Raw genomic sequence first — 25577 nt, 5'->3', positions numbered from 1 at the left:
CCGGGTACGGCGCGGTGTTTACGTGGTAACGGACATCCGGGATCGTCGTCTTGGAGGTGTGCGTCATGGCCGACGCCGCGTCGCGCTTGGTGAGTGTCGCCGAACAACTGCTGGGAGCCCCCCTCCCGGTGCGGGTACGTGCCTGGGACGGCTCCCAGGCCGGGCCGCCGGGGGCCCCCGTGATCGTCGTGCGCAACCGGCGCGCCCTGCGCCGCATGCTGTTCAAGCCGGGCGAACTGGGCATGGCCCGCGCCTGGGTGGCCGGGGACCTGGACATCGAGGGCGATCTCTACACCGCCCTCGGCGCCATGGCCGGCCTGCTGTGGGAGCACGACGACGAGGGCGGCGGCCGCTCCCTCGCCGACACCGTGCGCGACCCCGCCGCGCGGGCCGCCGTCCGCGACCTGATCCGGCTCGTCGGTCCGCCGCTGCCGCCCGCCCCGCCGCGCGAGGAGGTCCGCAGACGGCGCCATCTGCACACCCGCCGCACCGACAAGCGGGCCATCAGCCACCACTACGACGTGGGCAACGACTTCTACGCCCTCGTCCTCGGCCCGTCCATGGTGTACTCCTGCGCCTACTGGGAGGCCCCGGAGGAAGGCGTTTCGCTGGAGACCGCCCAGCGCGACAAGCTCGAACTCGTCTGTCGCAAGCTCGGTCTGAAGCCCGGTCAGCGGCTGCTGGACGTGGGCTGCGGCTGGGGCTCGATGGCCGTGCACGCCGCCCGCGAGCACGGGGTGAGCGTCGTCGGCGTCACCCTCTCCCAGGAGCAGGCCGCCTTCGCCCGCAAGCGCGTCGCCGACGAGGGCCTCACCGACCGCGTCGAGATCCGCGTCCAGGACTACCGCGACGTCCGCGACGGCCCCTACGACGCGATCTCCTCCATCGGCATGGCCGAACACGTCGGCGCCGAACGCTACCTGGAGTACGCCCGCGACCTGTACGGCCTGCTGAAGCCCGGCGGACGCCTGCTCAACCACCAGATCGCCCGCCGCCCCCAGCAGGACGAGACGGCGTACGAGGTGGACGCCTTCATCGACTCCTACGTCTTCCCCGACGGCGAACTCGCCCCGCTCGGCACCACCGTCACCATGCTGGAGCGCGCCGGGTTCGAGGTGCGGGACGTGGAGTCGCTGCGCGAGCACTACGCCCGCACCCTGCGCGCCTGGGTGACCAACCTGGAGGGCGACTGGGCCCGCGCCACCCGGCTCGCCGGGTTCGGCCGGGCCCGGGTGTGGCGGCTGTACATGGCGGCCTCGGCGCTGGCCTTCGAGCGCAACCAGATCGGCGTCAACCAGGTCCTCGCCGTCCGCACCCCGGAGACCGGCACGTCGGGCCTCCCGGCGCGCACCCGCACCTGGAACACCTGACGAACGACCGTGGGGCCCCGTTCCGATCCCGGAACGGGGCCCCACGACTGTGTCCGAGGGCTACTCGGCCTTGATCGCGCCGAGCACGTTCAGCCTGGCCGCGCGCCGGGCCGGCCACAGCGCCGCCAGCACGCCGACCAGGGCCGCCAGCAGCAGGAACAGCACCAGCCGGGACCAGGGCAGCACCAGCTCGTACGTCGCCATCTTCGTGCCCAGCAGCTCACCGGCCGCCCAGCCGAAGAACACGCCGAGCCCGATGCCCAGCACCCCGCCGAACAGCGAGATCACCAGGGACTCCAGCCGGACCATCCGCTTCACCGACCCGCGCTCCAGGCCGATCGCGCGCAGCATCCCGATCTCCTGGGAGCGCTCGAACACCGACATGGCCAGCGTGTTGATGACACCGAGCACCGCGACCACCACGGCCATGCCGAGCAGGCCGTAGACCAGGTTCAGCATCAGCGTGAAGACCTTGGCGATGCCGTCGGTGATGTCCTGCTTGTCCTGCACCTGGATGGCCGGGTTGGAGCCGAGGGCCTTGGCCAGCCGGTCCTTGGTGGCGTCCGAGGCGCCGTCCGCCGTGCGGACCAGGACCTGCATGTCGGCCGGGGCGCGCAGGTGCGGGGTGAGCACCTTGTCGTCGATCATGATGCCCCGGATCATCTCGTTGCCCTCGTACACCCCGGCGACGGTCAGCGTGGCCCGCTTGCCGTCCTCGAAGTGCGCGGCGAGCTTCGAACCGGCCTTCCAGCCGTGCTCCTCGGCCCGGTCGGCGTCCACCACGATCCGGTCGCCGGACACGTCGAACGTGCCCTGCTTCACCTTCAGGTCGGTCAGCTCGCCGATCGACGAACCGGTGACACCGGTCAGGTACTCCGTCTCGCCGCCGATGCGGGAGGCGCCGTTGCGCAGCGGGCTGGAGGCGGTGACCCCGTCGGTGGCGGCCAGCCTGGTGGCCACGTCGGGGGAGAGCGGGGTGCGGTTGGCCATCGAGACGACGTAGTCCGCGCGGATCGAGGACGCGGCCATCTTGTCGATCGACTTCTGCAGGCTGCCCGCCATCACCGTCATGCCGGTGATCAGGGTCAGGCCGATCATCAGCGCGGACGCGGTGGCCGCCGTACGGCGGGGGTTGCGCACCGCGTTCTGCCGGGCCAGGCGGCCCGAGACGCCGAACAGGCGCAGCAGCGGGGCGGCGGCCGCGATCAGCGGGCGGGACAGCAGCGGGGTCAGCACGAACACGCCGATGATCAGCAGGACCGCGCCGAGGCCCATCGCGCCCTGGCCCTTGTCGGTGTCCATGGTGGTGGCCGCGAACACCACGGCCGCGCCGGCCGCCGCGAACAGGGTGCCGATGGTGTTGCGCACCACCAGCGAGCGGGTGGTGGCGGTCGCGTGCAGGCTGCTCATCGCCGCGACCGGCGGGATCTTCGCGGCCCGGCGGCCGGGCAGCCAGGCGGCGAGCACGGTGATGACGATGCCGACGGCGAGCGCGGCGACGACCGTGCCCGGCGTGACGACGAGCGGCCCGTCCGGCATGCTCGCGCCGAAGGAGCCCAGCAGGGCACGCAGTCCGGCGCCGATGCCGACACCGGCGGCCAGACCCGCGACGCCCGCGACCGTGCCGACCGCGAGCGCCTCGGTCAGCACCGAGCGGGTGACCTGGCCGCGCGAGGCGCCGACGGCGCGCAGCAGGGCGAGTTCCTTGGTGCGCTGGGCGACCAGCATGGTGAAGGTGTTGGCGATGATGAACGTGCCGACGAACAGGGCGATGCCCGCGAACACCAGCAGCGCCTGGCGCAGACCGCTCATCGACGCGGAGATCTGCTCGGCCTGGTCGGCGGCGAGCTTCTCCCCGGTGGTGGTGCTGACCTGGCCGGCCGGGAGCGCCTTGTCCAGCGCGGACTTCAGGGCGCTCTGGCTGGTGCCGGGAGCGGCGGTCACGTCGATCTCGTCGTACGCGCCCTTCTTGCCGAGCAGGGCCTGCGCGGTGGGCGTGTCGAAGAGGGTGAGGCTGCCGCCCGCGGCCACGTTGCCGTCGTCGGTGGTGAAGATGCCGGCGACGCGCGGGGTGAGCACCGGGCCGTCGACCGAGAGGCGGACGGTGTCCCCGACGCCGTAGCCGGTACGGCGGGCGGTCTCGGAGTCGATCAGCAGCTCGCCCTTGCCGTGCGGGGCGTGGCCGGAGACGAGCTTGTACCGGGGGTCCTTGGTGCCCCAGTAGTTGCCGCCCATGGACTGCCAGCCGTCGCCGACCAGCTTGCCGTGCTTGTCGGCCAGCGCGGTGAAGCCGCTGACCACACCGGTGGCGGAGGCGGCGCCGGGCACCTTCTCCGCCTTGGCGAGCAGCGCCGGGGTCAGGTCCGGGGTGGAGCCGACCCGGTCGCCGCTGGCCTCCTGGTGCTTGGCCTTGACGGCCACGTCGACGCCGTCGAAGCCCTGGGCGGAGCTGTTCTCGAAGGCGCGGGAGAGGGTGTTGGTGAAGACCAGCGTCCCGGACACGAAGGCGACGCCGAGCATGACGGCGAGCACCGTCATCATCAGCCGGGCCTTGTGCGCGAGGACGTTGCGCAGTGCGGTGCGGAACATCAGCTCGTACGGCCCTTCGCGTCGAAGCGCTTCATCAGGTCGAGGACCGAGTCGGCCGTCGGGTCCTGGACCTCGTCGACGATCCGGCCGTCGGCGAGGAAGACCACGCGGTCCGCGTAGGCGGCGGCGACCGGGTCGTGGGTCACCATGACCACCGTCTGGCCCAGTTCGCGCACCGAGTTGCGCAGGAAGCCCAGCACCTCGGCGCCGGAGCGGGAGTCGAGGTTTCCGGTCGGCTCGTCACCGAAGATGATCTCCGGCTTGGAGGCCAGGGCGCGGGCCACGGCGACGCGCTGCTGCTGGCCGCCGGAGAGCTGGGAGGGGCGGTGCGTCAGGCGTCCGGAGAGGCCCACCATCCCGATGACCCGGTCCAGCCACTCCTTGTCGGGCTTGCGGCCCGCGATGTCCATCGGCAGCGTGATGTTCTCCAGCGCGGTCAGCGTGGGGAGCAGGTTGAACGCCTGGAAGATGAACCCGATCTTGTCCCGGCGCAGCCGTGTGAGCTGCTTGTCCTTCAGCGAGCCCAGCTCGGTCTCGCCGATGCGCACCGAGCCGGAGGAGAAGGAGTCCAGTCCGGCCACGCAGTGCATCAGCGTGGACTTGCCGGAGCCGGAGGGGCCCATGATCGCGGTGAACTCGGCCTGCCGGAACTCGACGGAGACCCGGTCCAGGGCGACCACTCGGGTCTCACCCTGCCCGTAGATCTTCGACAGCTCCGTGGCGCGCGCGGCCACGGCGGTGGTCCTGCCGGTGGTGGGTGTGGTGGTCACGGGGTGGGGCTCCTGTCGGACGGGTCTCGGGGGTCTGTTCCCATGGTCCCCGTTCCCGGTGGCCGTCCGGTCAGCCGCTGTTCCCGTTCCCTACCGAGACTCCGGTCGGACGGCGCCGCTCCGTGTCATACCTGGGGAGGACGGCCGACCCTGAGGCGGCGTACCACCAGGAACAGGGGGACCGCCCTTGTTCGGTAGGTGAAATTCCGTCATTCCGCGTACGGGTGCCCGGGTGTCCCGGCAGGCTGTTGGCAAGTGCGGATGGCTCGTTCCGTGGTCTGATGCACCCTCAGACATCAATAAAATAAGACAACGTCGGTCCGTACTTTCCGCTGTCCGAGTGAGCCCTCCCGATAGGCTCTGGATCTCGAATGCGGAGCCCACGGCCTGCCCGGATGGTGGAATGCAGACACGGCGAGCTTAAACCTCGCTGCCCCTTCGCGGGCGTGCCGGTTCGAGTCCGGCTCCGGGCACATTCCCTTGTCGTGACGGGCCGGCCGAAGCCGTCCGCTCAGCCCTCGTAGACCGTCAGTACCGCGCCGTCGACCTCGATGCTGCGGCCCGCTCGCATGCCGTTCGTGCGCAGGGTGTCCAGGCAGGTGCGGAAGAGGGCCAGTTCGGCGGTGTCCAGGATGGCCGCGGCGAGGTCGAGGAGTTCACGGACCGCCTGGTCGGTGAGGACCTCGGGGAGCTCGCCGGACAGGAGGACGACGGACTCGCCGTCCGGGCCCCGGACCACCGCGGTGGCCGGGCCGCCATGCACCAACAACACGTTCCCCCCAAGGGCCCGTGGTCGTGCGGCTCTCGCTCCTCGGGCAGGACGAGAGACTAGCGGGGGATCTCGGCCCGTTCGGGTGGACTTGCTTTCTTTTTCCGAGTTGACGGAAGCATGACCGGGTGAGGGCGCCCGCCGGACACCCCCCGGCGCGCCCCGGTACGCGGGTCAGGCGTCGGGTTCCGGCTTCGCCGCGCGGCCGAGCAGGGACTCCACCAGCGCGGTGACATGTCGGCGGTCGTCGGACGACAGCCGCTGCACGCTGGCGATCAGCAGGTCCACCTCGGGGTCGCCCGAGCGGGGCGCGGCCGGTGCGGAGTCCTCACCGCCCGGACTGCCGTACACGTGGATGCCGCACGCCTCGGCGGCCGCCCGGCGGACGGTGTCCAGCGGGAGTTCGAGCCCCTTGGCGAGGCCCTCCAGGGTGCCGGCCTGCGGCATGCGCACCACGCGCTCGGTGGTGGCCAGATGGTGGACGGTGGAGCGGGGGACACCGCCGCGACGTGCCACTTCGCCGTAGGACCAGCCCTCGCGGTCCAGGCGTTCGCGGATCAACTGCTGCAGTGCGTTGGCCACCGTTGGTCACTTCCTGCTCGTCCTGCTCGCCGCTCGGCCGCACGTCCCTGTCGGGAGGGAGTCTACGGGCGAGTAGCTGAACCGCCGAAAGAGCGAATACCCAAAAGGGTTGCGGACAGCCGCCGCGAGGGCCTAGTGTCCAATCTCGTTGGACAGCCCGTCCGGCCAAGTTGGACAGAGTCCGGGGGGAACCTGACTCGGTCCGACCGGAAATGCCCATTTCCCGAGGGGGAATCACCATGATGGACGCCCACGAGCTCGAGGCCGAGTCCGCCGAACTGCTGCCCGGCCGCGAGGCCCTCGGCAAGCTGAAGTTCAGCTTCGGCAAGACGGTGAACGTCACCAAGCACGTCGCCAACATCGAGGCGGCCAACCAGTCCGCCGCGCTCAACGACCACTCGGCGTGGTCCGTCGCCAGCTCCGGCGCCTCGCAGGCCATCAGCGTCAGCCAGTAGTCCGCACCCGTCGGGAGACAGACGGCGACGCAAGCACGACAAGCACGAGCAACAAGGTAAGAGGGGAACACCATCATGAGCATGGACATGCGGGACCTGGACTCCGAGTCCGCGGAGCTGCTGCCGGGCCGCGAGGCCCTGGGCAAGCTGAAGTTCAGCTTCAACAAGACGGTCAACGTCACCAAGCACGTGGCCAACATCGAGGCCGCCAACCAGTCCGCCGCGCTCAACGACCACTCGCTGTGGTCGGACGCCCAGTCGCAGGCCGGACAGACGATCAGCGTCAAGCAGTAGCACCACCGCCGCGACGGCGGTCACGGGGGCGGACCGCGCCCGAGTGCGGGGCGGTCCGCCCCCGCGGCCATGCCGGGGGGAGCGCGGCGGTGCGGCGGCATCGATGTGGGGGGAGACCACGGATGACGGTGCTGGGGAACGGCACGACCACGCTCTACGACACCGGACCGCTGCCCGGACCCGGTGGCTGGCCGGTGACGTACGAGCAGGTGGCGACCGGCAGCCTGCCGGCCGCCGGGGTGCCGGGCCGGCCCGTCCCGCGGCTGAGCGCGGGGCTGCGGCTGCACGGTGAGTACCAGGGTTCGGGCTTCACCGAGCCCAAGTACATCGCCCGTCGGGGGGACGGGCAGGTCGTGCAGCTCTCACGCCTGCTGTACCTGGTGGCGTCGTCCGTCGACGGGGTCCGCGACGACGACACGATCGCCCACCGGGTCAGCGCGCGCTTCGGCCGCGAGGTCAGCGGGGAGAACGTCCGCTATCTCGTGGAGCACAAGCTCGACCCGCTGGGCGTGACGGTCCCGGAGGGTCAGGAGAGCGACGAGGTCGATGCCCCGCGCTCCGACCTGCTGCTCGCCCTCAAGGGGCACCGGGTCATCTTCAACGAGCGGCGCACCGCCCGGATCGCGAAGTCGCTGGCCTGGCTGCACCGGCCGGTGGTGGTCGCGGCGGTGCTGCTGGCGGCCGTCGTCATGGACGTCTGGCTGTTCGGCTTCTTCGGCGCGATCGAACCGGTGCTGGAGGTGCTGGACCAGCCGGTGCTCATCCTGCTGGTCTTCGCGCTCACCGTGGCCTCGCTCGTCTTCCACGAGTTCGGCCACGCCTCCGCGTGCCGGTACGGCGGGGCGAGGCCCGGCTGCATCGGCTGCGGTCTCTTCCTCATCTGGCCGTCGATGTACACCGACGTCACCGACGTGTACCGGATCAACAAGGCCGGGCGCATCCGCACCGACTTCGGCGGGGTGTACTTCAACGTCGTCTTCATGCTGGCCATGGCCGGCGCCTACTTCGCCACCGGGGAGCAGTTCTTCCTGGCCGCGGTCTACCTCGGCCACTTCGAGATCCTGGAACAGCTCATGCCGGCCGTCCGCCTGGACGGCTACTACATCCTGGGCGACCTCGCGGGCGTCCCGGATCTGTACGGCAAGATCAAGCCGATCCTGCTCTCCCTGGTGCCGGGCGAGCGGGGGCAGTCGGCCCGCCAGGAGGTCGCGGGGCTGAAGAAGTCCGCGCGCGTCATCGTCGCCACCTGGGTGCTGACCATGGTGCCGCTGATCGTCGGCGAGCTGGGCTACGGGCTGTGGAACCTGCCCCGGATCATCAGCACGATGATCCGCTCGCTCACCGAGCAGGTCACCGGCACGGGGTCGGCGTTCGCGCAGGGGGACGTGCTGCCCGGACTCGTCGGGGTGCTCGGCACGCTGATGCTGCTGTTCCCGATGGCCGGTGTCCTCTATCTCTCCGTGAAGATCGGCGGCCGGCTGATCCGGCTCGCCAAGCGCTCCACGGCCGGACGGCCGGCTCTGCGCATCGCGCTGTGCGGGCTGCTGCTCGCCGGGCTCGGCGGGCTCGCCTACGCCTGGATGTCCGGGGTGACCCCGCAGCCGCTGCCGAAGAAGCCGCCCATCGCGCCGATCCTCCAGCCGGGGGTGCCCACCACACCGCCGCCGTCCCCGGACGCCTCTGCACCGGGCGCCGGTCCGCAGGGCGCCCCCGGCGGGCCGGGCGCGGCCTCCGGTGAGCCCTCCGCCTCGCCGGGAACACCGGCCGAGGGCAAGCCGGGCGACCCGAGTGCCGCGTCCTCGGCGGGTGCCCCGTCCTCCGCTTCGCAGCCGTCCGCCGCCTCGTCGACGGCGCCGGACAAGCCGACGCGCGGCGAGGACGGGCCCCAGCAGAGCGAGAGCGGCAGCGGCCCGGCGCCGGGAGGCGGCGATCCGTCCCCGCCGCAGCCGCCACCGCCGGTCACGGAGACCTCCTCGGTCCCGTCGGAGAGCGCCACCCCGACACCGACCCCGGAGCCTTCGACGGCACCGACCACCGATCCACCGGCCCCGGTGTCGTCGTCCTGACCCCCGTCGCGGCCCCGGCCCGGCCGCGACCGTGCGTGTGCCGGGCCCCTTCACCAGCACGTCCTTCATTTCCTCGGGAGAGAACCCATGAGCAGCCACCGGAAACCACGCAGCAGCCCGTTCAACGGGCGGGCCGTCCGTACCGTCCTTCTCGCCGCCGGTGCCGCGGGCGTGGCCACCGCCGTCCCGGCGCACGCCGCGACCGGGCCCGTGCGGGCGGCCGCGGTGGTGTCGGACAGCGTGTTCACGAACGCCAACCGGCTCCACCACACCCAGGCCCGCGACTCCTTCACCATCCGCCAGTTCGGCAAGGTCAGCGCGACCTCCGTGCGCAACCAGGCCAACGCGGTCTCCATGGGCTGCTCGGTGGACGACCACTGCCGCTCGGTCGCACTGTCCTTCCAGATCGTCACGGTCGCCGGGGACGCGCACCACCTGAAGGCGGTCAACGTCAGCGACGCGGCCAACAAGTACTGCGACGGCTGCCAGACCCTGGCCGGCGCCTACCAGTTCGTCGTCTCCACGCCCCACGCGCTCACCCTGGACGCCGGGGCCCGCCGCCAGCTGGCCGACGTGCACCGCAGGCTGGACGCGCTGACCCGGTCCACGCTGCCGGCCACCGAGCTACAGAAGCGGGTGGACGCCCTCGCGGCGGAGGTGAACGGCGTCCTGAAGGAGGCCGTGGCCAAGGCGCCCAAGGGCGCCGAGAAGCCGGACGTCACCCTGCACCGCCGACTGGACGGCTGGCCGGGCCACTGACCCCGGTCTGACCGTCCTCCCCGGCCGGCCGCCGGTTCCCGTGAGCGCCTCCCGCGGGGGACCGGCGGCCGGCCTCTTCCGCGTGGGCCTGCGCCGGGCTGCGTGGGCCTGCGCATATAAAAGGACCGGGCTGGGAACATGGCTTCCGCGTGGTGCGTTGGTCAAGCACGGCGAAGGAAAGATCCTCCTTGAGGAGCACTGACGGTCCTTTGCCAATCCATTACTCTTGAGCCAAGGCTGCGCACGGCAGCCATGGAGGAGTGAAATGAGGAGCAGCAACCCGGTCTTCTCGCGCCGAGGGTTCGGCCGCGACAACGGCTACGCAGGCTTCGACACCGCACCGCAGGCCGGGTACGCGCAGGGCAACCCGTACGGCCAGAACCCGTATGCGCAGAACCCGTACGCGCAGACCACCGTCGGCCAGGGTGCCCCGCCGCAGGCGCCGCCCGCGGCCGGCCGGATGACGATGGACGACGTGATCGTCCGCTCGGCGACCACGCTGGGCGTCGTGGTCGTCGGCGCGGTGCTCGCCTGGGCCCTGCTGCCGGTCTCCACGACCAGCTTCGGCCTGGCCTTCGGGTCCGCGATCATCGCCATGGTCCTGGGCCTGGTGCAGAGCTTCAAGCGCAAGCCGTCGCCCGCGCTGATCCTGGGATACGCGGCCTTCGAGGGCGTCTTCCTCGGGGTCATCAGCGAGATGTACAACAGCCGCTGGAGCGGCGCCCCCTTCCAGGCGGTGCTCGGCACCATGGCGGTCTCCGCCGCCACCCTGCTGGTCTACAAGGCCGGCTGGATCCGCGTCACCGCCCGGTACGCCCGGATCGGCATGGCCATCGCCCTCGCGTTCGTGCTGGCCATGGTGGTCAACCTGCTGCTGGTCGCGTTCGGGGTCGCCCCGGACGGCGGTCTGCGCGGCATGGGCCCGCTCGGCGCGATCGTCGGCGTCATCGCCATCCTGCTCGGCGCGTTCTTCCTGACGCTGGACTTCAAGCAGATCGAGGACGGCATCGCCTACGGCGCCCCGCGCGAGGAGTCCTGGCTCGCCGCCTTCGGACTCACCGTGTCGCTGGTCTGGATCTACCTGGAGATGCTGCGCCTGGTCGCCATCTTCAGCAGCAACGACTAGCGCCCCGTCGCCGCGAAGGGCCCCCGGTGCACCGGCACCGGGGGCCCTTCGGCATGTGCGGGGCCGGGCGGGTCAGCCCAGCTTCCGCGCGGCCCTCCTCAGGTCGTACTCGTGGACGAGGGCCTTGGCGTGGCCGTACGCGAGGTTGTGCTCGTGACGGAGCCAGTTGACCTTGTCCTCGAACCGGAAGAGGGACGGTCCCTCGTCGACGGTGCGCAGCCAGTCGGTGACTTCACGGCCGGTGCAGTGCGGGATGCGGGCGAGCAGGTTGCGGTGGGTCTCCTCGGAGAAGACTTGGGACATCGGCGCCTCCGGACACAAGGGAAATTAAGGCCGGTCCTTGAGGTCACCGTGCCCGAGCACGGGCCGCTTGGCAACAGTGCCCGCGTTACGCTCGGCCCGTGCTGGATACGACGCCCCTGACCAAAGCAGTGGAACTCTTCGCCGACCGGCTGCGGGCCGCCCCGCAGAGCCGGCTGCAGCGCGGCGCGGCCGCCGAGGCGCTGGAGGTGGCGCGCGAGCTGGCCCGGCGGGCGCAGGAACTGGAGGAGCCGGGCAGCGAGTCGCGGGAGATGCCGGACGCCGGGATGTTCGCGGCGGCCGACCAGATCACGGTGGCCGGGCACGACCTGGCGGTCGCGCTGCAGGCCCGGCAAGGCGAGGACCAGCTCGCGGAGGCCGTCGAGCTGGTCGAGGAGGCCCGCAAGCGGGCCGGTGTGTGAGGCGCGGGCCCTACAGCGAGGCGATGACCCGGTCGGCGAGGACGTACACCGTCTCCTCGCCGCAGGCGAAGGTCAGGGTGAAGGCGCCGGAGATGCCCGAGCCGCCCAGCAGACAGGGGGCCTCGCCCTCCTGGATCGCGGCGGCCAGCCGTTCGGCGGTCTCGCGGTGGCCCGGCGTCATGCACAGCGTGGTGCCGTCGGCGAAGACATAGACGTCGAGCGTGCCCAGCGGGCCGGGGCGGACGTCGGCGAGGGCGGTGCCCTCCACGGAGAGCCGCTCCAGGATGGTGACGGCGCGGTCCTCCTCGTCGCCCACCGGCGACTGCACGGGGACGAAGTCCGGGTGCGAGGGGTGGCGGCGGCGGGCCGCGGCCAGCTCGGGGGAGTCGCCGGCGAACTCGTCCGGCTCGACCACCGGCTCCGAGACGGGCTCCAGGCCGGCGAAGTCGGACGCGCGGGGCAGGAACGTATCGGCGTCCAGGCCGTACAGCGGGGGCGGCGCGTCGGAGAGGTCGCGGACCTCCTGCGCGGCCCAGAAGGCGCGGGCCTCGGCCAGCTCGCGCTCCCGCTCCTCGGCGAGCGCGGCGGCCACGGCCTCGCGTATCTCCTCCGCGTCGGCGGTGGTGCGGGCCGCGGGCAGCAGCGCGCGGATCTCGGCCGCCTGGTTCGCGGCGAGCTGCGTGTGCAGCTCGGCGATCTGGCGGCGCAGCCGCAGCGCGCTGCACAGGACGGCGACGCCCACGGCGCCCGTGGCGGCCGTGGTGAGCAGCAGGGCGATGGACATGGCGCTCACTGACGTACTCCCAGGTTCAAAGTCGACCCCCGACTTCCTACCTCAGCTTGAAGGGTGGACTGACCGCCTGTCAGTGCGTAACGTCACGAAACGGACAGGGTTCTGGCCCCGGCGGCCTCCGGCGCCCCTCGGGTCACGGCACTGACCTGCGCCGATCCCCCGGTGGGCGAGATAGGTCACACCCTGGGGGAGATTGGATCACAAAACGGCCCAGAACCAGGGGGCTTTACCGGGTTCTGGGCCGTTCTCGACCGACCGTGCGGAGACGGTCACCGAGGGTCGATCGGAAAGGGTTTCAGCTCAGGCGCTCGATGACCATGGCCATGCCCTGGCCGCCGCCGACGCACATGGTCTCCAGACCGAACTGCTTGTCATGGAACTGGAGCGAGTTGATCAGCGTGCCGGTGATGCGGGCGCCGGTCATGCCGAAGGGGTGGCCGACCGCGATGGCGCCGCCGTTGACGTTGAGCTTGTCCAGGTCGATGCCCAGCTCCTGGTAGGAGGGGATCACCTGGGCGGCGAACGCCTCGTTGATCTCGACCAGGTCGATGTCGCCGACACCGAGCCCGGCGCGGCTCAGCGCCTGCTTGCTCGCCTCGACCGGGCCGAGGCCCATGATCTCGGGGGAGAGGCCGGAGACACCGGTGGAGACGATGCGGGCGAGCGGGGTCAGGCCCAGCTCGCGGGCCTTGGTGTCGCTCATGATGACCAGGGCCGCGGCGCCGTCGTTCAGCGGGCAGCAGTTGGCCGCGGTGACCAGGCCGTCGGGGCGGAACACCGGCTTCAGGCCCTCGACGCCCTCCAGGCTGACGCCCGCGCGCGGGCCGTCGTCCTTGCCGACCACGGTGCCGTCGGGCAGCGTGACCGGGGTGATCTCGCGCTCCCAGAAGCCGTTCTTGATGGCCTCTTCGGCGAGGTTCTGCGAGCGGACGCCGAACTCGTCCATCTCCCGGCGGGTGATGCCCTTGAGCCGGGCCAGGTTCTCGGCGGTCTGGCCCATGGCGATGTACGCGTCCGGGACCAGGCCGTCCTCGCGCGGGTCGTGCCAGGTGGTGCCCTCCTGCTCGGCGACGGCCGCGGTGCGGGCCTCGGCCTCGGCGAAGAGCGGGTTGCGCGTGTCCGGCAGGCTGTCGGAGTTGCCCTTGGTGAAGCGGGAGACCATCTCCACGCCGGCGGAGATGAAGACGTCGCCCTCGCCCGCCTTGATGGCGTGCAGCGCCATCCGGGAGGTCTGCAGCGAGGAGGAGCAGTAGCGGGTGATTGTGCAGCCCGGCAGGTGGTCCATGCCCATCTGCACGGCCACGATCCGGCCGAGGTTGTTGCCCTGCTCGCCGCCGGGCAGACCGCAGCCGAGCATCAGGTCGTCGATGTCCCTCGGGTCCAGCTCGGGGACCTTGGCGAGCGCCGCCTGGATGATCGTGGCGGTGAGGTCGTCGGGGCGCAGGTCCTTCAGGGAGCCCTTGAAGGCGCGGCCGATGGGGGAGCGGGCGGTCGAGACGATGACGGCTTCGGGCATCACGGCTCCAGAGGCTTGCGGGAGTTCGGGCAGGGCCGAGTCGGAAGTTACCCGTACGTATGGCCCGGGTCACCGGTGCGGCGGTGTGACACTGACCGCAATTGTCTAAGCGCTTGCTTGGTCGATGTCATTCCCTCCCGTCGCGGGTCGTTCCCTTCAGGACGGTGTGACCGGTTCCGTCTCCCGCACCCGGCGCCGCCTGCGCCGCTTGAGCAGCGCCCACGGACCGCGCGGCCCGGTCGGCATCGCCGCCGCGACCTCCGTACCCGCCTCCGACGCCGCCTCGGCGGCCGCGCGGGCCACCGGCAGGAAGCCCTCCCGGCGCGAGGCGTCCGGCCGCTCCTCCTCGGCGGGCCACAGGCCGAGCGCCGCGCAGAGGGTGGGCAGCACCGCCATCGCCGCCGTCGCGTACCCCTCGGCCGAGGGGTGGTAGTGGTCCGGGCCGAACAGCTCGCGGGGGTTGGCCGCGAACTCCGGGCCCAGCAGGTCGCCCAGCGACACCGTCCGGCCGCCCTGCTCCACCGCCCCGATGGTCTGCGCCGCCGCCAGCTGCCGCGAGGCGCGCCGGGCCAGCCAGCGCAGCGGCTGCCGCACCGGCTCGATGGTGCCGAGGTCGGGACAGGTGCCGACGACCACCTCGGCGCCGGCCGAGCGCAGCCGCCGTACCGTCGCCGACAGGTGCCGCACCGAGCGGGTGGGCGGGATGCGGCGGGTGACGTCGTTGGCGCCGATCATGATCACGCAGATGTCGGGAGCGGTGATCGGGGCGGCCAGCACCAGCGCCACCTGCCGTTCCAGATCGTCCGAGGTGGCGCCCGGCAGGGCGACGTTGCGCAGCGACACCGGCCGCTCCGCCACCGCCGCCAGCCCGGCGGCCAGCAGCGCGCCCGGTGTCTGGCCCGCCCGGTGCACGCCCTGCCCGGCGGCCGTGGAGTCGCCCAGCACGGCCAGCCGCAGCGGGGGTTCGCCGAAGCGCCCGTACCCCGTGCCGTACACACCGTCCGCCAGGGGGACCCGGCCGGTGGCGGAGCCGTTGTTCACATGGCGCCGCGCCATCCGCATCTCCGTCAGCAGCAGTCCGACGGCGGCCGCGCCCACCAGTCCGAGCCCGCCGCCTCCGTACGCCGCCCCGGCCGCGATGCGCCGGGCCACTCTCGCCCTCGACATGCTCGTCATGCGTCGCCGCCACCTCCTCGTAGCCGTACCCACTCCTTGCCCCGTACGGCATGTGCGTCAATCTCCACACGGAGTGAAGGCCCGTCCGCGACTTCTCCCGCTGGCCGTAGGCTGGCACAACCACGACGACCACAGTTTTTTGCAAGCAACCGGAGACAACGGTGCATTTCCACGACTCGATGATCAGCCTCGTCGGCAACACCCCGCTGGTGAGGCTCAACAACGTGACCGAGGGCATCCAGGCCACCGTCCTGGCCAAGGTGGAGTACTTCAACCCCGGCGGTTCCGTGAAGGACCGCATCGCGCTGCGCATGATCGAGGCGGCCGAGGCGAGCGGGGAGCTGAAGCCCGGGGGCACGATCGTCGAGCCGACCAGCGGCAACACCGGTGTCGGGCTCGCCATCGTGGCGCAGCAGAAGGGGTACAAGTGCATCTTCGTGTGCCCCGACAAGGTCAGCATGGACAAGATCAACGTGCTGCGCGCGTACGGCGCCGAGGTCGTGGTCTGCCCGACCGCCGTGGACCCCGAGCACCCGGACTCGTACTACAACGTGTCCGACCGGCTGGTCCGTGAGACGCCGGGCGCGTGGAAGCCCGACCAGTACTCCAACCCGAACAACCCCGCCTCGCACTATCACTCGACCGGCCCCGAGCTGTGGGAGCAGACGGACGGGAAGATCACCCACTTCGTGGCGGGCGTCGGCACCGGCGGCACCATCTCCGGCACCGGCAACTACCTGAAGGACGCCAGCGACGGCAAGGTCAAGGTCATCGGTGCCGACCCGGAGGGCTCCGTCTACTCCGGCGGCTCGGGCCGCCCGTACCTGATCGAGGGCGTCGGCGAGGACTTCTGGCCGACCGCCTACGACCGGAACGTGGCCGACGGGATCGTGCCGGTCTCCGACAAGGACGCCTTCCAGATGACCCGCCGCCTCGCCAAGGAGGAGGGCCTGCTGGTCGGCGGCTCCTGCGGCATGGCGGTCGTCGCCGCGCTGCGCGTCGCCGAGGACCTCGGTCCGGACGACGTGGTCGTCGTGCTGCTCCCGGACAGCGGCCGCGGCTACCTGTCGAAGATCTTCAACGACGAGTGGATGGCCGACTACGGCTTCCTGGAGGACGAGGGCCCCAGCGCCCGCGTCGCCGACGTGCTCAAGGACAAGGCCGGCGGTGTCATCCCGTCCCTGGTCCACATGCACCCGGAGGAGACGGTCGGCCAGGCCATCGAGGTGCTGCGCGAGTACGGCGTCTCGCAGATGCCGGTCGTGAAGCCGGGCGCCGGTCACCCGGACGTGATGGCCGCCGAGGTCGTCGGCTCGGTCGTGGAGCGCGAGCTGCTGGACGCGCTGTTCTCCCAGCGGGCCTCGCTCGGCGACCCCCTGGAGAAGCACATGTCGGCCCCGCTGCCGCAGGTCGGCTCCGGTGAGCCGGTGGGCGACCTGATGACGGTGCTCGGCGCGGCCGACGCGGCGATCGTCCTGGTCGACGGCAAGCCGACCGGCGTGGTCAGCCGCCAGGACCTGCTGTCCTTCCTCGCCAAGGGCGCCCACCACGACCGCCCTTGACCGGGCCGTGGCCCAAGCGGCACGAGCGTGTCACGTGCGCGCAGCACGTGCTTAACACGGGCCCGGCACAGTAGTGGGCGTCGGCAAGGGACGGGAGCGGCTCCCCGCCCCGGCCGACGCCGAACGGCGCCCAGGAGACTTCGGAGCGGCTCCCGGACCTCCCACGGCGCCTCGGACGCGCACGGGCCTGACCCGACCCGCGTCCTTCGCGGGGACCGCCGTCGTCCCGCCCCCCTTCACCGGGGGTGCGGCGGTCCCCGCGAATGTTCTTCTACGGGGCTTTCTCACGGGGTCTCAGCTCGTGACGCTCGGCCCAGACGTGTCCACCGCCAAGGTGACGGCCAGCGCCCCCAGCACCGTCCCCATCGCGTACCGCTGGAACTTGAGCCAGGCCGGCCGCCGGGACAGGAACGTGGCGATCGTGCCGGCGGCGAGGACGACGGCGAGGTTCACCGCGACGCTCACCGCGATCTGGCAGGAGCCCAGCAGGAGGCCCTGGGTGAGGACGTGACCCCGGTCCAGGTCGACGAACTGCGGGATCAGGGACACGTACATGATGGCGATCTTCGGGTTGAGCAGGTTCGTCATCAGCCCCATCGTGAAGAGCCTGCGCGGGGAGTCCGGCGGGACCTCGCGCGGGGCGAACACCGAGACGCCGCCCGGCCGCAGCGCCGACCAGGCCAGATACGCGAGGTATCCCGCGCCGGCCAGCTTCACCCCGATGTACAGCTCCGGCACCGCGCGGAAGAGCACCGAGAGGCCGAGGTTGGCCGCCAGCAGGTAGGCGACGAAGCCCAGGGCCACCCCGCCGAGGGAGACCAGCCCGGCGCGCCTGCCCTGGGTGATGCTGCGGGAGACCAGGTAGATCATGTTCGGGCCCGGGGTGAGGACCATCCCCAGGGCCACCACCGTCACCCCCAGGGCCGCGCTGGGCTCGATGAGCATGGAAAGTCCCCCCGTTGGGTGCGTGAGCGGTGTTGCCCTGAGGCTATGAACCGCCAACTCTCGGTGCAATAGCCGCTATTGTTCTCGGGGCAATGTCGTGGGAGGGGGCTGGAGTGAGCGACTACCGGAGCGTGGCCGACGCGGTGGCCGAGGAGATCCGCGGCGGAGCCCTCCGCCCCGGTGACCGGCTGCCCCCGCAGCGGACGTTCGCCCGGCGGCACGGCATCGCCGAGTCCACCGCCACGCGCGTCTACCGCGAACTCGCCCGCCGCGGCCTCACCGTCGGCGAGGTCGGCCGGGGCACCTACGTCCGCGCCGGAGCCGAGACCGCAACCCCCGCCCTCACCGAACCGGCCGCCGCCCGCGTGGACCTGGAGCTGAACCACTCCACCCTGCCCGGCCACGCCGCCCTGCTGGCCGAGGGCCTGGCCCCGCTCACCCGCCCCGACATCCTCGGCGACGCCCTCCGCCCGGCCGGCGCCGCCGGCACCCCCGCCGCCCGGGAGGCCGCCGCCGACCTGCTCGCCCGGGGCGGCTGGCGCCCCGGCCCCGGACAGGTGCTGTTCGCCGGGAACGGCCGCCAGGCCGTCTCCGCCGCCGTCGCCGCCCTGGTCCCGCCCGGCGGGCGGCTCGGGGTGGAGGAGCTGACGTACCCGGTCATCCGTACCGTCGCCGCCCGGCTCGGCGTCACGCTCGTACCGCTCGCCATGGATGAGCAGGGGCTCGTCCCCGGCGCCGTCGAGCGGGCGCACCGGCGCGCCCCGCTGCACGCGGTGTACACGCAGCCGACCCTGCACAACCCGCTCTCGCTCACCGCACCGCCCGCCCGGCTGGCCGCGCTCGCCGAGGTGCTGACCCGGCTGGACCTCACCGTCATCGAGGACGCGGTGTGGGGTTTCCTGCGCCGCGAACTCCCGCCGTTCGCGGCCCTGTTGCCCGAGCGGACCGTGCTGGTCGACAGCCTCTCCAAGCGCGTCGCCCCCGGCCTCACCCTCGGATTCCTCGTCGCACCCCCGGCCCGCACCGACGCCCTGGCCACCTCGCTGCGCTCCGGCGGCTGGACCCCGATGCGGTTCGCCCTGGAGGTCATGCGGCGCTGGCAGCGCGACGGCACCGCCGACAGGCTCGTGGCGGACAGGCAGCGGGACGCGGCCGAACGGCAGGCGCTCGCGGCCCGGCGGCTCGACGGGTTCGACGTGCGCGGGGACGCCCGCGCCTATCACTGCTGGTGGCGGCTGCCCGAGGGGCGGCGCGCGGACACCTTCGTCGCCGCCGCCGCGCGGCACGGCATCGCCGTCGCCCCGGCCGCCGCCTTCGCCGTACGCCGCGACAGCGCCCCGCACGCGGTCCGGCTCGCCCTCGCCTCACCGCCCGCCGACGTGCTCGCGGCCGCCCTGGACACCCTGGCCGGGATCGCGGGGTCCGCGCCGGAGGATCTGCTCGCCGACTGACGGGCCGCCCGCCGCGCTGTATAAAGGTATGCAGAGGGCTTTGTGGCTGAATGGGCGACGGTGCCCGACCCCGCCCCGGCGCTGTACCCTCCGTACTTTCCGCGCGGGGGCGTCCAGGACCCGACGACATCTGGAGGGGGAGCGCGGCATGAGCGCGAGCGACAGCCCTGCGAACCGGTTGCAGGCGCTCTTCGAGGGGCACCGGCTCACGCCCACCCAGCGCCGCATCGCGCACAGCATGGTGCGCCGCGCGGCCGACGTGCCGTTCCTGTCCAGCGTGGAGCTGGCCGAGCTGGCCGGGGTCAGCCAGCCCTCCGTCACCCGGTTCGCGGTCGCCCTCGGCTTCGACGGCTACCCGGCGCTCCGCCGCCATCTGCGCGAGGTCGTGCCCGCCGAACCGGCCTCGGACAACGGCGCGTTCAACGAGTACCAGCAGGCCGTCGAGGCCGAGATCGAGAACCTCCGCCACCTCGCCGAACTCCTCGCCGACCCGGCCCCGGTCGAGCGCGCGGGGCGGGTGCTGGCCGCCTCCCGCCCGCTCCTGGTGCTGGGGCTGCGCGCCGCCGCCCCGCAGGCGTTCGGCTTCGCCTACTTCGCCGCCAAGGTCCACCCCGACGTGCGGCTGCTCGACGAGGGCGGCTCGATGGTGCAGGACCGCATCGACGCCGCCGTACGGGCCGGTGCCTCCGCGCTGCTCTGCTTCGCGCTGCCCCGGCATCCGCGCGAGGTGCTGGACACCCTCGCGTACGCCAGGGAGGCCGGGCTGACCATCGTCACGGTGGCCGACTCCGCCTTCGCGCCGGTCGCCAAGTACTCCGACCTGCTGCTGCCCGCCGCCGTCGGCACCGGGCTCGCCTTCGACACCGCGTGCGCGCCGATGCTGCTGGGCCGGGTCCTGCTGGAGGCGCTGTGCGACGGCCTGCCCGACGCGCAGGCCCGGCTGGAGGAGTTCGACGCCCGGGCCTCGGCCCGGGGGCTCTTCGTGGAGTGAGAGCCGTACGGCGACGCGACCCCCGCCGGGGTCCGCCGCCGTGCCACGGCGTGGGTGCGGCTCGGACCTCCGCTCAGACCTCCAGCTCGTTCTCGATCCGCTTCAACTGGTGCCGCGCCATCGCCAGGTTGGCCCGGCCGTCCAGCACCAGGTAGAGGAACAGGCCGTTGCCGCCCCGGCCCTTGAGCAGCCGGATCAGGTGGTACTGGTCGCTCAGGGTGATCAGGATGTCCTCGATCTCGGCGTTGAGCCCCAGGTGCTCCATGGTGCGCATCTTGGCGCGGATCACGTCGGTGTTGCCCGCGGCGGCCACGTTCAGGTCGAACGTCTTGCTCCCGCCCAGCGTGCCCAGCGCCATGCCGCTGGTGTAGTCGACGAGCGCGACGCCGGTGGCACCCTCGATGGAGGTGAGCGCCTCTTTCAGCGCCGTTTCGGTGTTCGCCATGGTTCTGCTGTCCTTTCGGAGGTTCAACTCTCGGTTGCGGTAGGTGTTTCGGTGGCCGTGGCCCGGGGGGTGCGGGTGGCGGCGCGGGTACGGGCGGGCGCGGGCCGGGCGGGCCGCTCCGGCGGGCGGCGCCGGGCCTCGGCCTCGGCGGCGTCGAGCAGTTCCCCGACGCGGGCACCGGCCCGGCGGCCCTCCAGGTGCAGCCGCCCCACGTTGACCCGGTCCTGCGCGAGCAGCGTCAGTACGGCGGTGCGGCCGGCCGCGTAGGTGGCGACATAGCCGCGCTCGCCGCGCACCAGCAGCTCCCGGAAGCTGCCGTTGCCGGTGGCGTCGGCGAGCCGGACGGCGACGCCCAGCGAGGCCGCGGTGAGCGCCGCCAGCCCGTCGGGGTCGACGCCGGGGGTGTCGTGGGCGACGACCAGGCCGTCCACGCCCGCCGCCAGGGCGCCGGTGAGCTGGGGTACGCGGGTGCGTAGCCGCCGCAGCTCGTCGACGACGGCGGCCAGGTCCGATTCGGGCAGCATCAGCTCTCTCCTCTCGGCGGGCGGTTGCCGTTCAAAGCGCCTCCAGCGCATTCCTGAGCCTCTTCAGCAGCGCGATGTCGGGGTCGGTGACGGTGAGCGGGGCGGGGGGATGGAAGCCCGCGGGCGGCGGGTCCGGCGCGGTCGCCACCGGCATCGGCGCCAGCAGCCCGTCCGCGGTGAGCCGCCGTACGTCCACCAGGGTGTGGAACGCCTGCCGCCCCAGGTCGTGGGCGATCCGCAGCGCGGTACGGACCCCGTCCACCCGCTCCAGCACCGCCCGGCGGCGGGGCGGGACCTGGGCGGCGCCCGCCGGGTCGGCGCGGATCAGCGGGGCGCTGTCGGCGGCCGGGTCGGGCCAGAGCCGGTGCAGCAGCAGGCGCCGGCGCAGCGTCTCCCGCTCCAGTGCCACCACCGGCACCGAGGGCAGCGGGCCCAGCCGGGGCGCGCCGTCGTAGCGGAACCGGCCCGGGGTGCTGCTCGGCGCGAGGGCGAAGTACCCGGCGTCGTACAGCGCGTCCAGGTGGCACAGCTCCAGCGCGCCCTCGGGGAGCAGTCCGGCGTCGAGCACCAGCCGGGCGGCGTCCGCGGGGCTCGCCAAGTGCTCGGTGGCGCGCTGCCAGGCGGTCGCCGCGAGGGTGCCGTGGGCGGTGAGGAGCACGCCGAGGCCGGGGGCGAGCGGACTCTCGGCGTGCACCACGCGGCCCTGGGCCAGGTAGAGGGTGCCGTGCTCGCGGACGAGGACACCGGTGGCCTCCTCCTCCGCCAGCCGTCTGAGCATCGGGGACAGGGCGCCCGCCGACGGGTCGCGCTGGTCGCTCCGGTCCCGTACAGGCAGCGGCGGGGGTATGTCCACCACGGTCATCCCAGCACCAGCCGGTCGGCCATCTCGCCGAGCCTGATACGGGCGAGCGCGAGATTGCCCTCCGCGCGTCCCACCCACAGATGGAGGAAGACGCTGCTGTCGAAGGACGTGTCCACGAACCGCAGCAGGTGATAGCTGTCGTGGTTGCTGACGATCACGTCCTCGACGGGCGGCCGCCCGTCCTCGCTCTCGCCGGCCGAGAAGGCGCCGTGCTCGGCGGCCAGCCGGGCCAGTTCGGCGGCCTCGGCGGCCGTGGTCTCGTGGTCACCGCCGGGCGCCTCGCCGACCGTGCCGAGGGCCAGTCCGCTCGTCCAGTCCACCAGCGCCGCTCCCCGCGCGCCGGGCAGCCGCATGGCTTCCAGTAAGCATTCGTCGATTCCGGGCACCGTGGGCTCCCCTCCCCGCCTGGGTCTCCGGCTCAGTGACACTGACACTACGCAACGTGTGCGTGGCGGGTGAGGGCTTTGGCATTTTCCGTTGGAACGTGCGCCCGGCGTACTAGTGTGAGTCGATTGGCCTGCGTTGCGCGGAAGTTGCCTCTTTGTCCGTGGGGGCCTTTGTCCTCCGGGCGGACTCCCGCGTCAACGGCTCCCGGGCGCGTCCAGGGTGGTGAGCGCGTCCGCGTGCGCCCCGCCGGACTCGGCCACGATCTGCGCCACCGTCTGCGGCTCCCGCACCACCGCGAACTCCACGCCCCCGGCACCGTCCGGCACGAAGCCGTAGACACCGGGCCGGGCAAGGGAGTTGTACGAGTAGTGGTGCGCGAAGTAATAGGCCCCGGTGTCCAGCACGGCCGCCAGGTCGCCCTGCTCCAGCGCGGGCAGGGCGCGGCCCTCGGCCAGCAGGTCCCCGGAGAAACAGGCCGGCCCCGCCACGTCCTGCACCACCTCCGGCCCGGACTTGGGCTTCCCTCCGGCGTCGTACGCGGCGACCCGCAGTGGCCACTGCGCCGGGGCGTACACCGTCCGCGTGGCCACCTGCACGCCCGCGTGCGTCACCGCGATCCGCCGGCCGCCCGCGCTCTTGGCATACTCCACCCGCGCCAGCACCGTGCCGTGCTTGGCCAGCAGCGAGCGGCCGAACTCGGTCACCAGCCCGTACCGTCCGTCGAACAGCCCCGGCACCTCGGCGGCCAGCAGCCGGGCGTACTCCGCGTAGGTCGGCGCGGTCGCCTCCGCCGTGAAGTCGACGGGCAGGCCGCCGCCGATGTCCAGGGTGTCGATCTGGCGCCGCCCGGCCCGCCCGTTGACCTCCTCCGCCAGCGCGTACGCCTCCGCCACGCCCCGTGCCATCAGCGGCAGCGGGATGCCCTGCGAGCCGGTGTGCGCGTGCAGCCGGGTCAGCCAGGGCCGGTCCAGGTACGCCCGCACCACCCACTCCCGGGCCCCCTCGTCCAGCAGCGCCACCCCGAACTTCGAGGTCGGCGTCGCCGTGGAGGTCGCCCCGATGGTCCCGCCCCCGACCTGCGGGTTCACCCGGATGCCGAGCGGGGAGCCGGTGGCCCCGGCCGCCACCAGGGCGTCGATGCGGGCCAGCTCCTGCGGGTTGTCCGCGTTGACGGCGACCCCCAGCGCCAGCGCCTCGCGCAGCTCGCCGGGCGTCTTGGCGGGGGAGTCGAGCACGGTCCGCGAGGCGGGCACCCCGGCCGCCCGCACGAGGGCCAGCTCGCCGGGGCTCGCCGCCTCGGCGCCAAGGCCGGCCGCGTGCAGCAGGCTCAGTACGGGCACCAGCGGGGCCGCCTTCACGGCGAAGGCGTGCAGCACCGGGGTGCCCGGCGCCACGACCGCGTCGAACGCCGCGCGCAGGGCCGCCGCCGACTCCCGGATGCCGGCCACGTCCAGCAGCGCGACCAGCGGCGCGTCCGGGCCGAGCAGCCCGCCGGCCACCGCGCCCCGCACGGCGGCGTCCCGCCGGGCGACACGCGCGGCGGCCTCCCGCTCCCGCTTCTCGGTGCCGTCGTGCTCCACGGTCTCCTGTGCCACGGTGTGCCCTCGTTCCTCTCGCTCGCCCCCGTCCACGGTTCCAGCCAAACATTCCCGGCGCGCGGGCGACGGCACCCGGTACCTATTGACTAGCTCTATTCACGACTGGACTATGTGAATAGAGACAGCAACAGGAGGAGCACACGATGTCGGGACCCCGCCCCGTACGAGCACCGCGCGGCACGGAACTGAGCGCCCTGGGCTGGCAGCAGGAAGCCGCCCTCCGGATGCTCCAGAACAACCTCGACCCCGAGGTCGCCGAGCACCCCGACAAGCTCGTCGTCTACGGCGGGACCGGCAAGGCCGCCCGCGACTGGCGCTCCTTCGACGCCATGGTGCGCACGCTGCGGACGCTCAAGCAGGACGAGACGATGCTCGTCCAGTCCGGCCGCCCGGTCGGCGTCATGCAGACCCACGAGTGGGCGCCGCGCGTCCTCATCGCCAACTCCAACCTGGTCGGCGACTGGGCCAACTGGGAGGAGTTCCGCCGCCTGGAGGCCCTCGGCCTCACCATGTACGGCCAGATGACCGCCGGTTCCTGGATCTACATCGGCACCCAGGGCATCCTCCAGGGCACCTACGAGACCTTCGCCGCCGTTGCCGCGAAGAAGTTCGGCGGCACCCTCGCGGGCACCATCACGCTGACCGCCGGACTCGGCGGCATGGGCGGCGCCCAGCCGCTCGCCGTCACCATGAACGACGGCGTGGCCATCTGTATCGACGTCGACCCGCGCGCCATCGAGCGCCGCATCGAGCACAAGTACCTCGATGTGAAGGCCGACAGCCTGGAGCACGCCCTCCAGCTCGCCACCGAGGCCCGCGACGCCCGCCGCCCGCTCTCCATCGGCGTCCTCGGCAACGCGGCCGAGCTGGTCCCGCAGCTCCTCGCCATGAGCGCCCCCATCGACATCGTCACCGACCAGACCTCCGCGCACGACCCGCTGGCCTACCTCCCGGTCGGCGTGGACTTCGAGGACATGGCCGACGCCGCCGCGAAGGACCCGGCCGGGTTCACCACCCGCGCCCGCGAGTCCATGGCCCGGCACGTCGAGGCGATGGTCGGCTTCATGGACGCCGGCGCCGAGGTCTTCGACTACGGCAACTCCATCCGGGGCGAGGCCCAGCTCGCGGGCTACGACCGCGCCTTCGCCTTCCCCGGCTTCGTCCCCGCCTACATCCGGCCCCTGTTCTGCGAGGGCAAGGGCCCCTTCCGCTGGGCCGCCCTCTCCGGCGACCCGGCCGACATCGCCAAGACCGACCGCGCCCTGCTGGAGCTGTTCCCGGAGAACGAGTCCCTCGCGCGCTGGATCAAGATGGCCGGTGAGCGGGTGCACTTCCAGGGCCTGCCGGCCCGGATCTGCTGGCTCGGGTACGGGGAGCGGGACAAGGCGGGAGAGCGGTTCAACGACATGGTGGCGAGCGGTGAGCTTGCCGCTCCGCTGGCCATCGGGCGGGACCACCTCGACTGCGGCTCCGTCGCGTCCCCCTACCGGGAGACCGAGGCGATGCTGGACGGGTCCGACGCGATCGCGGACTGGCCGCTGCTGAACGCCATGGTCAACGTGGCTTCCGGGGCGTCCTGGGTCTCCATCCACCACGGTGGCGGCGTGGGGATGGGACGATCCATCCACGCGGGGCAGGTGAGCGTCGCCGACGGCACGAAGCTGGCCGGCGAGAAGATCCGCCGGGTCCTCACGAACGACCCCGGCATGGGTGTCATCCGGCATGTGGACGCGGGGTACGACATCGCGGAGTCCGTGGCCGAGGAGCGGGACGTCCGGGTGCCCATGCGTGAGGGTGAGGGGGAGTGACCTCCTCCTTCCACGAG

Annotated in this window: 25 protein-coding genes and 1 tRNA gene; 12 read left to right on the top strand and 14 right to left on the bottom strand. The window is 72.5% G+C overall.

Going from position 1 to position 25577, the window contains the following annotated elements; all coding sequences use genetic code 11:
* Nucleotides 1-65 precede the first annotated feature (65 nt).
* Nucleotides 66-1370, top strand: coding sequence for an SAM-dependent methyltransferase (locus tag D0Z67_RS11530; protein WP_031184297.1), 1305 nt, complete (start codon nucleotides 66-68; stop codon nucleotides 1368-1370).
* Nucleotides 1371-1430: 60 nt separating this feature from the next.
* On the opposite strand, the gene D0Z67_RS11525 is transcribed toward D0Z67_RS11530, so the two are convergent.
* Nucleotides 1431-3959 carry an ABC transporter permease gene (locus tag D0Z67_RS11525; RefSeq protein WP_031184298.1) on the bottom strand — a complete coding sequence of 843 codons (2529 nt, stop codon included), beginning with the start codon at nucleotides 3957-3959 and terminating at the stop codon, nucleotides 1431-1433.
* Complete coding sequence (locus tag D0Z67_RS11520) at nucleotides 3959-4729, bottom strand: ABC transporter ATP-binding protein (RefSeq protein ID WP_031184299.1); 771 nt, start codon at nucleotides 4727-4729, stop codon at nucleotides 3959-3961. Before D0Z67_RS11520 ends, D0Z67_RS11525 begins: the two co-directional genes overlap by 1 nt.
* Nucleotides 4730-5118: 389 nt before the next feature.
* On the opposite strand from D0Z67_RS11520, the gene D0Z67_RS11515 reads away from it, so the two are divergent.
* Nucleotides 5119-5202, top strand: a tRNA-Leu gene (locus D0Z67_RS11515).
* A gap of 38 nt (nucleotides 5203-5240) precedes the next feature.
* Here D0Z67_RS11515 and D0Z67_RS11510 read toward each other — a convergent pair.
* Nucleotides 5241-5492, bottom strand: a complete 252-nt coding sequence (locus D0Z67_RS11510; protein WP_234312944.1) for a hypothetical protein — start codon at nucleotides 5490-5492, stop codon at nucleotides 5241-5243.
* A gap of 180 nt (nucleotides 5493-5672) precedes the next feature.
* Complete coding sequence (locus D0Z67_RS11505) at nucleotides 5673-6080, bottom strand: helix-turn-helix domain-containing protein (RefSeq protein WP_031184301.1); 408 nt, start codon at nucleotides 6078-6080, stop codon at nucleotides 5673-5675.
* Between the two features lie 239 nt (nucleotides 6081-6319).
* Between D0Z67_RS11505 and D0Z67_RS11500 the strand changes: the two genes are divergently transcribed.
* The 5 genes from D0Z67_RS11500 (at nucleotide 6320) to D0Z67_RS11480 (ending at nucleotide 10780) form a co-directional block, all read left to right on the top strand.
* Entirely contained in the window at nucleotides 6320-6535 is a 216-nt protein-coding gene (locus D0Z67_RS11500) for a hypothetical protein (RefSeq protein WP_030814257.1), read from the top strand.
* Nucleotides 6536-6610: 75 nt separating this feature from the next.
* On the top strand, nucleotides 6611-6829 hold the full coding sequence (locus D0Z67_RS11495) for a hypothetical protein (RefSeq protein WP_031184302.1): 219 nt from the start codon (nucleotides 6611-6613) through the stop codon (nucleotides 6827-6829).
* Nucleotides 6830-6951: 122 nt separating this feature from the next.
* On the top strand, nucleotides 6952-8895 hold the full coding sequence (locus tag D0Z67_RS11490) for a zinc metalloprotease (RefSeq protein WP_031184303.1): 1944 nt from the start codon (nucleotides 6952-6954) through the stop codon (nucleotides 8893-8895).
* A gap of 87 nt (nucleotides 8896-8982) precedes the next feature.
* Nucleotides 8983-9654: a hypothetical protein gene (locus D0Z67_RS11485; protein ID WP_031184304.1), complete on the top strand. Its 672-nt coding sequence runs from the start codon at nucleotides 8983-8985 to the stop codon at nucleotides 9652-9654.
* A 265-nt stretch (nucleotides 9655-9919) separates the two neighbouring features.
* On the top strand, nucleotides 9920-10780 hold the full coding sequence (locus D0Z67_RS11480) for a Bax inhibitor-1/YccA family protein (RefSeq protein WP_031184305.1): 861 nt from the start codon (nucleotides 9920-9922) through the stop codon (nucleotides 10778-10780).
* Nucleotides 10781-10852: 72 nt separating this feature from the next.
* On the opposite strand, the gene D0Z67_RS11475 is transcribed toward D0Z67_RS11480, so the two are convergent.
* Entirely contained in the window at nucleotides 10853-11083 is a 231-nt protein-coding gene (locus D0Z67_RS11475; protein ID WP_031184306.1) for a DUF4287 domain-containing protein, read from the bottom strand.
* 98 nt (nucleotides 11084-11181) lie between these two features.
* Between D0Z67_RS11475 and D0Z67_RS11470 the strand changes: the two genes are divergently transcribed.
* A complete protein-coding gene (locus D0Z67_RS11470) occupies nucleotides 11182-11502 on the top strand; it encodes a hypothetical protein (RefSeq protein ID WP_078873775.1) in 321 nt (106 codons plus the stop codon).
* A gap of 10 nt (nucleotides 11503-11512) precedes the next feature.
* Here D0Z67_RS11470 and D0Z67_RS11465 read toward each other — a convergent pair whose 3' ends face one another.
* The 3 genes from D0Z67_RS11465 to D0Z67_RS11455 all read right to left on the bottom strand — a co-directional run bounded on the left by D0Z67_RS11465 (nucleotide 11513) and on the right by D0Z67_RS11455 (nucleotide 14987).
* Nucleotides 11513-12295 (bottom strand): hypothetical protein, encoded by a 783-nt coding sequence (locus D0Z67_RS11465; protein ID WP_031184308.1) that lies wholly within the window; start codon nucleotides 12293-12295, stop codon nucleotides 11513-11515.
* A 295-nt stretch (nucleotides 12296-12590) separates the two neighbouring features.
* Nucleotides 12591-13811 carry an acetyl-CoA C-acetyltransferase gene (locus D0Z67_RS11460; RefSeq protein ID WP_031184309.1) on the bottom strand — a complete coding sequence of 407 codons (1221 nt, stop codon included), beginning with the start codon at nucleotides 13809-13811 and terminating at the stop codon, nucleotides 12591-12593.
* 156 nt (nucleotides 13812-13967) lie between these two features.
* A complete protein-coding gene (locus D0Z67_RS11455; RefSeq protein ID WP_031184310.1) occupies nucleotides 13968-14987 on the bottom strand; it encodes an SGNH/GDSL hydrolase family protein in 1020 nt (339 codons plus the stop codon).
* Between the two features lie 161 nt (nucleotides 14988-15148).
* On the opposite strand from D0Z67_RS11455, the gene D0Z67_RS11450 reads away from it, so the two are divergent.
* Complete coding sequence (locus tag D0Z67_RS11450; protein WP_031184311.1) at nucleotides 15149-16549, top strand: cystathionine beta-synthase; 1401 nt, start codon at nucleotides 15149-15151, stop codon at nucleotides 16547-16549.
* A 294-nt stretch (nucleotides 16550-16843) separates the two neighbouring features.
* On the opposite strand, the gene D0Z67_RS11445 is transcribed toward D0Z67_RS11450, so the two are convergent.
* Complete coding sequence (locus D0Z67_RS11445) at nucleotides 16844-17494, bottom strand: LysE family translocator (protein ID WP_031184312.1); 651 nt, start codon at nucleotides 17492-17494, stop codon at nucleotides 16844-16846.
* Between the two features lie 113 nt (nucleotides 17495-17607).
* Here D0Z67_RS11445 and D0Z67_RS11440 point away from each other — a divergent pair, with 113 nt between their 5' ends.
* Nucleotides 17608-18945, top strand: a complete 1338-nt coding sequence (locus tag D0Z67_RS11440; RefSeq protein ID WP_031184313.1) for an aminotransferase-like domain-containing protein — start codon at nucleotides 17608-17610, stop codon at nucleotides 18943-18945.
* Nucleotides 18946-19093: 148 nt separating this feature from the next.
* Nucleotides 19094-19936 (top strand): MurR/RpiR family transcriptional regulator, encoded by an 843-nt coding sequence (locus tag D0Z67_RS11435; RefSeq protein WP_031184314.1) that lies wholly within the window; start codon nucleotides 19094-19096, stop codon nucleotides 19934-19936.
* A 73-nt stretch (nucleotides 19937-20009) separates the two neighbouring features.
* Here D0Z67_RS11435 and D0Z67_RS11430 read toward each other — a convergent pair whose 3' ends face one another.
* The 5 genes from D0Z67_RS11430 to D0Z67_RS11410 all read right to left on the bottom strand — a co-directional run bounded on the left by D0Z67_RS11430 (nucleotide 20010) and on the right by D0Z67_RS11410 (nucleotide 23749).
* On the bottom strand, nucleotides 20010-20381 hold the full coding sequence (locus D0Z67_RS11430) for a roadblock/LC7 domain-containing protein (RefSeq protein ID WP_031184315.1): 372 nt from the start codon (nucleotides 20379-20381) through the stop codon (nucleotides 20010-20012).
* 23 nt (nucleotides 20382-20404) lie between these two features.
* On the bottom strand, nucleotides 20405-20905 hold the full coding sequence (locus D0Z67_RS11425) for a roadblock/LC7 domain-containing protein (RefSeq protein ID WP_031184316.1): 501 nt from the start codon (nucleotides 20903-20905) through the stop codon (nucleotides 20405-20407).
* Between the two features lie 31 nt (nucleotides 20906-20936).
* Nucleotides 20937-21767 carry a hypothetical protein gene (locus D0Z67_RS11420; protein ID WP_031184317.1) on the bottom strand — a complete coding sequence of 277 codons (831 nt, stop codon included), beginning with the start codon at nucleotides 21765-21767 and terminating at the stop codon, nucleotides 20937-20939.
* On the bottom strand, nucleotides 21764-22153 hold the full coding sequence (locus D0Z67_RS11415; protein ID WP_078858580.1) for a hypothetical protein: 390 nt from the start codon (nucleotides 22151-22153) through the stop codon (nucleotides 21764-21766). The genes D0Z67_RS11420 and D0Z67_RS11415 overlap by 4 nt, the downstream gene beginning before the upstream one ends.
* 195 nt (nucleotides 22154-22348) lie before the next feature.
* Nucleotides 22349-23749, bottom strand: coding sequence for a type III PLP-dependent enzyme domain-containing protein (locus D0Z67_RS11410; RefSeq protein WP_031184318.1), 1401 nt, complete (start codon nucleotides 23747-23749; stop codon nucleotides 22349-22351).
* A gap of 146 nt (nucleotides 23750-23895) precedes the next feature.
* On the opposite strand from D0Z67_RS11410, the gene hutU reads away from it, so the two are divergent.
* On the top strand, nucleotides 23896-25560 hold the full coding sequence (gene hutU / locus D0Z67_RS11405; protein WP_031184319.1) for a urocanate hydratase: 1665 nt from the start codon (nucleotides 23896-23898) through the stop codon (nucleotides 25558-25560).
* The last annotated feature ends 17 nt before the right edge of the window (nucleotides 25561-25577 follow it).

It is taken from the genome of Streptomyces seoulensis, from assembly GCF_004328625.1.
Lineage (GTDB): Bacteria > Actinomycetota > Actinomycetes > Streptomycetales > Streptomycetaceae > Streptomyces > Streptomyces seoulensis.
This window is presented reverse-complemented; position numbering and strand designations above follow the sequence as displayed.